The sequence below is a fragment of the Streptomyces sp. NPDC002446 genome (genome assembly GCF_053595675.1).
Window position 1 is genome coordinate 1 of record NZ_JBSFYC010000136.1, and the last position, 7707, is coordinate 7707.

General features: G+C 74.6%; 4 protein-coding genes. All 4 read right to left on the bottom strand.

Annotated features, from left to right (window positions below):
- Positions 1-124: 124 nt before the first annotated feature.
- Entirely contained in the window at positions 125-1699 is a 1575-nt protein-coding gene (locus ACWD6P_RS36525) for a hypothetical protein (RefSeq protein WP_451448524.1), read from the bottom strand.
- Positions 1696-2634: a glycoside hydrolase family 16 protein gene (locus ACWD6P_RS36530; RefSeq protein WP_451448525.1), complete on the bottom strand. Its 939-nt coding sequence runs from the start codon at positions 2632-2634 to the stop codon at positions 1696-1698. Before ACWD6P_RS36530 ends, ACWD6P_RS36525 begins: the two co-directional genes overlap by 4 nt.
- An 80-nt stretch (positions 2635-2714) precedes the next feature.
- Complete coding sequence (locus ACWD6P_RS36535) at positions 2715-3482, bottom strand: thioesterase II family protein (protein ID WP_451448526.1); 768 nt, start codon at positions 3480-3482, stop codon at positions 2715-2717.
- Positions 3479-7707, bottom strand: a 4229-nt coding sequence (locus tag ACWD6P_RS36540; RefSeq protein ID WP_451448527.1) for a type I polyketide synthase, incomplete at its 5' end; no start/stop codon positions are given. The genes ACWD6P_RS36540 and ACWD6P_RS36535, both read right to left, overlap by 4 nt.

Below are 7707 nucleotides of genomic sequence, written 5' to 3' on the forward strand. Positions count from 1 at the left end.
TCGGTGCGGTGGTAAGCGATGAGGAGGGCCGACTCGATCGCCTCGACCAGCAGGTCGAACGAGATCTCCTTCTCCCGCACCAGCCCCCTCAGGGCCCGCCACCCGGGCCGGCCCGCCACCGCCGTCAGTTGAGCCGTTGTGCCGCCAGTAGCGCGCCCAGTACGGCCGCCCGGACGATATGGGCGGGGGTGTAGAGCTCCTTGCCGATCCACAGAGGCGGGTGGCGGTCGCCCAGGCCGTGCCGCAGGAGGTGGTCGCGGCCGCGCAGCGCGGCGCGTTCGGCCGCGCGGTCCTCCTCGGTCCGCGCCGCGCCGCCGGCACGGCCGGCACGGGTGTCCAGGAGGATCCGCACCGCGTACGCGGTCTCCTCCGCGGTGCCGCCCCAGTGGCCCCAGGATCCGTCGTCGTGCTGGCTGCGCAGCACCCAGCGCACGGCGCGGTCCACCGTCTCGGTGGACTCCGGTCCCGCATGCCGGTGCAGGGCGAGCACACAGCGGGCGGTGGCGAAGAGCGGTGAGGCGTGCCACTTGTCGGACCAGCTGCCGTCCGGTTGCTGCCGCTCCCCCAGCCAGCGGGCTATCCGGGCGACCGCGTCGTGGTAGCGGGCGGCGTCTGCGGGCTGGTGCTTCGCGTAGCCGCCGAGCGCCTCGAGTACATGGGCGTTGGTGGTGTGGGACGGCTGGTGTTCCGGGATGGTGGACATGAAGTGGCTGCCCGCATCGTACTGCCACAGGTAGTGGGGTTCTTCGGGCGCGCGGAGCTGGGCGAGTGCGGTCAGGACGATGGCGCTGGTCTCGGCCTCGTAGGCGAAGCCCGGTGCGGTCGGCGCTCCCGACTGTCCGACCTGGGGCGGGAGTCCCTCCGCGAGGGGCGCGAGCAGGTCGACGGGGGCGCCCGCGGTGGCGAGGTTGCCCAGGATCCAGGCCCGCTCGTAGTAGGTGAGGGAGGTCATGGCCGGTACCGGGCCGCCGAGCCGGGCCTGGGTCGCGGTGAGGAAGCGTACGGACGGGTGGTCCGGGTCGGCGGGCCGGTCGGTGCCCAGCCAGGCCGCGGTCGCCGCGGCCGAGCAGCCCACGGCCCCGTCGACGGGCTGCATTTCGGCCGCGTGGACGGCGATGGGGCCGACGATCTCCAGGTAGTGGCCGGCCAGCGGGTTGCGCCAGGCGTCGGCCCGCAGCTGGCGCAGCACGGCGTCGGTCATGCCGTGCGGCAGCGGCAGACGGCGCACGGCGGTGCCGGGTGTATCGGCGGGCAGGGTGGCCAGGCGAGCGTTGATGTCCTCGACCAACGCCGGGATGATCATGAAGTACACGACCGTGGGCGGCACGGCCCGCTGCTCGCTCTTGGCGAGCACCGCGGCCGCGGCCGCCAGCCCCCGCTCGGCCGCGGTGGCCACCGCGTCCCGCGAGACGGGCGGCGCAGCGCCGCCGTCCCCGCCGAGGAGGACCAGCAGGGCCTGCACGGCGCTCAGGGTGGGCACCAGCGCATAGCCGTCCGGGCCGGCCCAACTCCCGTCCGGATTCTGCTGATCGAGCAGGAACCCGATCCTCTCCGTGTGGCCCGGCAACCACGGCGCCAGCGCGATGAGCCGGGCCGTCTCGTAGACCGAGGGGCCCAGGGCGCCCGTCGGGTCCTGGCGGACGTCGTTGACCAGCTCGGAGATCAGCGAGTTGAGGTCCTGTGTGCGGGGCTGGTTCACGCGCGGTACTCCTCGGTCGGTCCGGTCTGTTCGGCCTGTTCGGTCGGTCCGGTCCGTTCGGTCCGTTCGGTCGGTCCGGTCCGTTCGGTCCGTTCGGTCCGTTCGGTCTGTTCAAAGACGGTGATGCGGTCGACGAGCAGCGAGGACGGGAGCGCGGACGGGTCCGGCGTGCCCGGCGGGACCGGCCCGCCCGGGCTGCCGATGATGATGGCCAGACAGAAGAAGACCGGCTGGTGGAACAGCCACCCCTGGCGCGTGGTGTCGTCGGGTGTCAGCCGCAGGTACTCGCGGCCGTCGAGGGCCCAGGCGATCGAGTCCGGGTCCCGCCGCCAGACGGCCGAGTAGGTGTGGAAGCGGTCGCTCAGCGCGCTGCCGTCACCGGTGGTGGTGGGGCCGCCCATCCCGAGGGAGGGAATCTGGTGGCACTCCGGGGAGTGCACGGCGCCCCAGACGGAGTCGGGTGCGGAGCCGAGCACCTCGAAGACGTCGATCTCGCCCGCCCGGTACCACGCCTGCACCGGGTCCTCGTCTCCGCGGTGGCGCAGCTGGGTGCCCCAGGCCCACATCGCACAGTCGAGGCCGCTGCCGGGAGCGGTCCGGACGCGGGCCTCGATGCGCAGCGCGCCGCCGGGGCGCGGGACGAAGTCCTCTCGCCGGGTCTCGATCCAGGCCGCCCGGTACCGGCCTTCGGTGCCGTCCGCGCCGGTCCCGGCGTCGTAGGTCGCGGTCAGGCGCAGATGCCCGTCGCCGTCGAGGGAGAGATGCGCGGGGTCGTCGGTGTGCTCCTCCATGCCGGCGCCGAAGGGGCTGCCGGTGACGGCCCGCCAGCGCTCCGGGTCCGGGGGCGCGCCCTCGTCGCCCTCGAAGGTGTCCTGCCAGATGGCCCGCCATCCGGCCGGGGCCGGGGCGAGCGGGCGCAGGGTGCTCTCGCTCATGAATTCCTTTCCGGGTGCCGGGCGGTGGCCGGCGGCACCCGGCGGGCCGACGAGATCGGCCAGCCGGGTCGGGCCGCTCGTCACACCGTCGCGGCTATCGTCCGCAGGCGCCGGGCGACGGCGTCCATGACGTCCTCGGGACGGTCCGCGAGATAGAAGTGGCCGCCGGGGAAGACCTCGAAGTCGAATGCCCCGGTGGAGTGCGCGGACCAGGCCCTGGCCTCTTCGATGGTGGTGTGCGGATCGGCGTCGCCGGTGAGCACGGTGACCGGGCAGCTCACCGAGGCGCCCGGCGGGCAGCGGTGGAATTCGATCGCTTTGTAGTCGGCGCGCAGCGCGGGCAGGATCATTCCCAGGATCTCGGGGTCGTCCAGCATCTCGGGGTCGGTTCCGCGCAGCAGCCGGAGCTCCGCGATCAGCGCCGCGTCGCCGCCGTCGGTGACGAGGCCGCTGCGGTGCCGGGACGGTGCCCGGCGGCCGGAGAGGAACAGGGCGACGGGCGCCGCGGCTTCCCGCTCCATCCGCCGGGCCACTTCGAAGGCGAGGGTCGCACCCATGCTGTGGCCGAACAGCGCGAGCGGGCGGCCGGTCAGCGGGGCGAGCGCTTCGTGGGCGCGGTCGGCGAGTTCCGCCAGGTTGTCGATGGCCGGCTCGCCGTACCGTTCCTGACGTCCCGGATACTGCATGGCCACCACGTCCACCTGCGGTGACAGCAGGCGGGAGAGCGGGTGGTAGAAGGTGGCCGAGCCCCCGGCGTGCGGGAAGCAGACCAGGGTCGGTGCGCTGTCCGGAGCCGGGTGGTAGCGGTGGATCCAGGGGTTGGCGCGGTGGGTCGCGGAGGTGGTCATGACGCGGGCTCCTTCAGGTCGTGCACTTCGTCGAGCAGGTACGTGGCGAGGGCTGCCGGTGTGGGGCAGTCGTAGATCAAGGTAGGCGGCAGTTCCACGCCGGTGTCGGTGACCAGCTGGTTGCGCAGTTCGACGGCGGTCATGGAGGCGAAGCCGATGTCGAGGAAGTCGTCGTCGGCACCGACGGACTGCCCGTCGGCGTGTCCGAGCACGGCGGCGGAACGGGCCCGGACCAGCTCCAGCAGCAGGGCGGGCCGCTCGTCCTCGGGCAGCCGGTGCAGGCGCCGCCGCAGCTCTTCGGGGCCTTCGGCGAACGGGCCGTTGGGCGGTGCCGGCGCCGTCGCGTCCGCGGCGTCCTGGTTCACATCCTGGTTCATATCCATCACCACCCATTCGGTGCGGTCCTCGTCGAGGATGCGGTGCAGTGCGCGGACGGCGGCCGCCGGGGACATCGGTGTGGGCCCGTCGCTCGCCTCGGATGTCCGTGCCCCTGCCTCGTCGTCCAAGGAGCCCGTGTCCCACGGTCCCCAGGCGACGGTGGTCACCGGCAGGCCCAGCTCCCGCTGCCGCCGGGCCCAGGCGACGAGATGGGCGTCGGCGGCGGCGTGGGCACCCCCTCCCTGGGCGCCCCGCACACCGGCGGTGGAGGAGCAGACGACGAACGCGTCCAGTGCGTCGCGGTCGACCAGTTGGGCCAGCTGCTCGGCCTCCTTGACCTTGGCCGATAGCGTGTCGGTGAGGAGGTCGAGCGGGGTGTCGCGCAGCGGGGCCGGGTGCGGCGCTCCCGTCGTGTGGACGACGGTACGCACCGTCCGGCCGCTGCCGGCCAGCGAGTCCAGCAGCGCGGAGAGCGCCGCCCGGTCGCGGAGGTCGCAGCGGGCAAGGGTGATGCCGGTACCCAACTCGTCCAGTTCTCCCCTGAGTTGGCCGATACCGTCGGTGTCACCGGTGTCGCCGGTGTCGTCGATGTCGTCGGTGTCGTCGGAACCGGGTGCCCCGACCAGTACCAGGTGTTCGGCCCCGGCGCGGGCGAGCCAGCGGGCGAGGTGCGGGCCCTGGGGTCCCGTCGCGCCGGTGATCAGCGCCGTACCGCGTGCCGTCCAGACAGGGTCGCCGGTCGGTGGCTGCGCGGCCCGTACCAGGCGTGGGGTGTAGGCACCGGACGGGCGGAGTGCGACCTGGTCCGCTCCGCCGGCGCCGGTGAGCACCGCACGCAGCCGGGTCCGCGCCCGCACGTCGAGGCGCTCGGGCAGATCGACCAGGCCGCCCCGGCGTTCGGCTGCTTCCCCGGCGGCCGCCTGGCCCAGTCCCCAGGTCTGCGCCTGCGCCGGGTCGGCCGCCCGGTCCGAGCGGCCGACCGACACGGCGCCGCGGGTGGCGGCCCAGAACGGCGCCCGGCCGCCCGGTACTTCCGGGTCGTCGAGGGTGCGCAGCAGTTCGGCGGTGAGGGCCAGGCCACGGGCGGCGCCCGGGTGTCCGGGCTGCTCGCCTTCGGCGAGTCCGAGCAACGAGAGGACTCCCGCGACCGCCCGGCCGTCGGCCGCCCGGCGCAGCCGGTCCGCGAGGGAGGTGACGGCCTCCGTGGACGTGCCGTCCCCGCCGTCCTGCTCTCCCGCCAGCTCCACGAGCACGGCCTCGGCGCCGCCCTCCTCCAGCGCCGCGACCACGCCCGCCACCGCTTCCTCGTCCGGGCGGCCGGCCGGGGCGACGACCAGCCAGGTGCCGGTCGGGCCCGGCACGGTGGCCCGGTCGGTCAGCGGGTGCCAGGCGATGTGGTGGTACCAGTCCGCGCCCGGTTCCGCCGTCGCGCCCCCGTCGGCACGGCCGGGCCCGGCCGGTGGCTCGCCGCGGCCGTCACGCCAGTCGGCCAGCAGCGCGAGAACGGCCTTCAGCGAGGGCGCCTCGCGTGCGGAGTCGACGTCCAGCACGGTCGCCAGGGCGCCCAGATCGCGGTCCGCCACGGCCTGCCAGAAGCGGTCCTCCGGGGCCCGGCCCGGGTGTGCGAGGGCCGTCGAGGGCTCGTGGGCGACCGGCCGGCCGCGCTTGGCGTCCGCACCGGCCGCGCCGGAAGCCAGCCAGTAACGGTCCCGCTGGAAGGCGTAGGTCGGCAGCTCCACCCGGCGCGCGCCGGTCCCCGCGAAGACCCCCTCCCAGTCCACCCGTGCGCCGCTGAGGTGGAGTTCGGCGAGGGCGGTGGCGAGTGCCTGGGCCTCCGGCCGGTCCCGGCGCAGGCTCGGTACGGCCCGTGCGTCCGCGTTCAGGCTCTCGCGCGCCATGGCGGCCAGCACCGCGTCCGGTCCCGCCTCGACGAACGTGGTCACGCCCCGCCCGGTCAGCGTGCGCACCTGGTCCGCGAAGCGCACCGCCTCGCGTGCATGACGCACCCAGTACTCCGGGTCGCTCAGCTGCCCGTCCGTCGCGAGCTCACCGGTGACGTCCGAGACCAGCGGGATGACCGGGGCGTGGTAGACCACCTCGCGGGCCACCTGCCGGAACGCATCGAGCGCCGGGTCCATCAGCGGTGAGTGAAAGGCATGGCTCACCCGCAGTCGGCGGACCTTGCGCCCCAGCGCCTCGAAGTGCGCGGCGAGGTCGCCGACGGCGCGTTCCGTGCCCGAGACCACCACCGCGGCCGGGCCGTTGACCGCCGCGACGGCCACCTCACGCTCGCGTCCGGCGAGCAACGGCAGCACCTCGTGCTCCGCCGCCTGGAGGGACACCATGACCCCGCCGGAGGGCATGGCCTCCATCGCCCGGCCCCGCGCCGCGACCAGCCGGGCGGCATCGGCCAGGTCGAACACCCCCGCGACATGCGCCGCCGCCAGCTCTCCGATCGAGTGCCCGGCCACCGCGTCCGGCCGCAGGCCCCAGCTCTCCCACAGCCGGTAGAGCGCGACCCCGACGGCGAACAGGGCGGGCTGCGCATACTCCGTACGGTCCAGCCACGCAGCGTCCGCCGACTCCGGTGCGGCGAACACCACCTGGTGCAGCGGCCGTTCCAGATGGGCATCGAGGTGGCTGCACACCTGGTCGAAGGCCTGCGCATAGACGGGGAAGGCCGCGTACAGCGCCGCTCCCATACGGGCGCGCTGGCTTCCCTGCCCGGAGAAAAGGACCGCGGTCTTCCCTCCGCCCGTCGCGCCGGCGGTTCCCTGGACGGCTCCCGGCACGGTCTCCCCCTGGGCCAGCGCCGCCAACGCCGCGAGGGCACCGGCGCGGTCCTCGGCGGCGACCGCGGCGCGGTGCTCGAAGGCGGTACGGGTCGTGGCGAGCGAGAGCGCGATGTCCGCGGCGGCGACCTCCCGCCGCTCCAAAAGGAACTCCCGTAGTACCGCGGCCTGTTCACGCAGCGCCTGCGGCGTCCTGGCGGACAGGACCCACGGGAGCACCGCCGCCGGTCCGCCGTGCGCGTCGGGCACCGTCGCGTCCGCGGCCGGTTCCACGGGGGCGGGCTGCTCCAGGATGAGGTGCGCGTTGGTGCCGGAGATCCCGAAGGAGGAGACGGCGGCGCGGCGCGGGCGACCGGTCTCCGGCCAGGGAGTCTGCTCGGTCAGCAGGGACACCGCCCCCGCCGACCAGTCCACATGCCGGGACGGCCGGTCCACATGCAGCGTCTTGGGCAGTACGCCGTGCCGCAGGGCCAGCACCATCTTCATCACACCGCCCACCCCGGCCGCCGCCTGGGTGTGGCCCATGTTGGACTTCAACGAGCCCAGCCAGAGCGGCTGTCCGTCCGCGCGCTCCTGGCCGTAGGTGGCGAGCAGCGCCTGGGCCTCGATCGGGTCGCCGAGCGTGGTCCCGGTGCCGTGCCCTTCGACCGCGTCCACGTCGGACGGCCGCAGACGCGCGTGGTCGAGCGCCTGCCGGATGACGCGTTGCTGGGCGGGGCCGTTGGGTGCGGTCAGCCCGTTGCTGGCACCGTCCTGGTTGACGGCGCTGCCGCGAAGCACGGCCAGCACCGGGTGGCCGTTGCGCCGCGCGTCCGACAGCCGCTCCAGCAGCAGTACGCCCACGCCCTCGCCCCAGCCGGTACCGTCGGCGCCGTCCGCGAACGCCTTGCAGCGGCCGTCGGCGGCGAGACCGCGCTGGCGGCTGAAGCCGACGAAGGTACCCGGGGTCGCCATCACGGTCGCGCCGCCGGCCAGCGCCAGGCCGCACTCGCCGTTGCGCAGCGCCTGCGCCGCCAGATGCAGCGCCACCAGCGACGACGAACACGCGGTGTCCA